This is a genomic window from Streptomyces sp. NPDC001027, assembly GCF_040299045.1.
Classification (GTDB): domain Bacteria; phylum Actinomycetota; class Actinomycetes; order Streptomycetales; family Streptomycetaceae; genus Streptomyces.
In genome coordinates this window covers 1-1,540 of the sequence record NZ_JBEPBI010000564.1, presented here as the reverse complement: position 1 = coordinate 1,540, position 1,540 = coordinate 1, and the positions used below count along the sequence as shown (strand labels likewise).

The following is a 1,540-nucleotide window of genomic DNA, read 5'->3' as shown; positions in this document are numbered from 1 at the left end:
GCTTCGAGGCTCGACGTTTCAGGCGGCTCCGGCTGCCAGCTCGAACCAGACGACCTTGCCGCCGCCCTGCGCCCGGACCCCCCAGGTGTCCGCGAGGGACTCCACCAGGATCAGCCCACGCCCGTGGGTACCCTCGTCGGGCGTCGGAGCACCCGGGCGCGGTCGGCCGGCCGCGCCGTCCCGGACCTCGACGCGCAGGCCGGACGGCGACACGGTGGCCGTGAGGACCGCCTCGTCGTCGGTGTGCACGAGCGCGTTGGTGACGAGTTCGCTGGTGAGCAGTTCCGCGGTCTCGGAACGGCCGGGCTTGCCCCAGCCCCGTAGCAGCTCCCGCACCGCCCGGCGCGCCTCGGGCACCGCCCGCAGGTCGGCCCGTCCCAGTCGGCGCCTGAGCTGCGATCCCCGGCCCGGTTCCGCCGTGGTCTCGGCAGGGTCCTGGCCGGTCTCTCCGGTGCTCTCCGCATCCCCCGTCCCTCTCGCCCCTCTCGTCCTTCTCGTCGTCGAGGCGCCCGCGATCGTCGCCGGACCGCTTCCTCGTGCCTGCCTTTCCATGACCCCCGCCCGCGTGTCGATGTCGGTTCCCCTCCTGCTCGAACACGTTCACGGGGATCCATGCCCGATCGACAACGGGCCAGTCATGTCGAATTGTCAACGCCCAGGTGTTCGGCCATGTTCGGGCGACGGAACGAGGGGTCCGGCGCAGTTCCCGAACGCCTCGGCCGGAACGACGAGGCGGCCCGTCCCGCCGGGACACCTGCCGGGCATACAGACCGTCCTCAAGGGCGGACATCTCAAGGCCGTGCCCCGCGAGACGCCGCGGCCGCGCGCACCAAGGGGCCCCATGCTCGCGCGGCGCCGAACCGTGGGGCGCGGACCGTCGCCGGACCCGCACATGCCGGACGAACACCCACCGTAGGACCGGTACGGCCTCTCGCGCCGCGACTCGGACTCCGAACGGACGTCGGCGGACGTACGGTTCGAAAGCGGTGTCGTATGCCAAAGTACCTGGTCGACGAACCGGTTCCGGTTGCCGGGAACACGGTTACGGTCGACAGGAAGGCGGTTACGGAATGTTGTGCGGTGCCGGCTGAACCGTTGTTGACGCTTCAGGAACGGGCGACGGACGGCTGTGACCTCCTACCAGGGAACACTGAACGACATTGCGGGTGCGTTCCCTTGAGGGAGCGCACCCGCACGACCGGTGTCCTGCCGGCCTGTCTGCTCAACCGGGCGGCCACCCGCCGGCCGCCCTCTCCTGCATCAGGCCTACGCGCCCGGGAGACGGCTGACCGTCGGCCCTCGGCACTCCGACCCACACTCCTGCGCCGACCTGGCCGTAGTCGGGGAAGGCGAGTGACGGTTGAGGCCGGGCGCGAGGTTGGCCTGAACCCGGTGGGTCTTGACGGGTCCCGAAACTGCCGGGGTGAGGTTTTGCGGTGGGCCTAGCCCTAGGTCGTGTCTTCAATTGATCTTGAGTGGTGGATCATGGTCGGGTGATACGTCGCCATGAACTGTCCGATGAGGAGTGGGAGTTCCTCCG

1 protein-coding gene is annotated in these 1,540 nt (G+C 70.1%); it reads right to left on the bottom strand.

Annotated features, from left to right (window positions below; all coding sequences use genetic code 11):
• Positions 1-18: 18 nt before the first annotated feature.
• Complete coding sequence (locus tag ABT300_RS43915; protein WP_351688751.1) at positions 19-552, bottom strand: ATP-binding protein; 534 nt, start codon at positions 550-552, stop codon at positions 19-21.
• Positions 553-1,540: the final 988 nt, after the last annotated feature.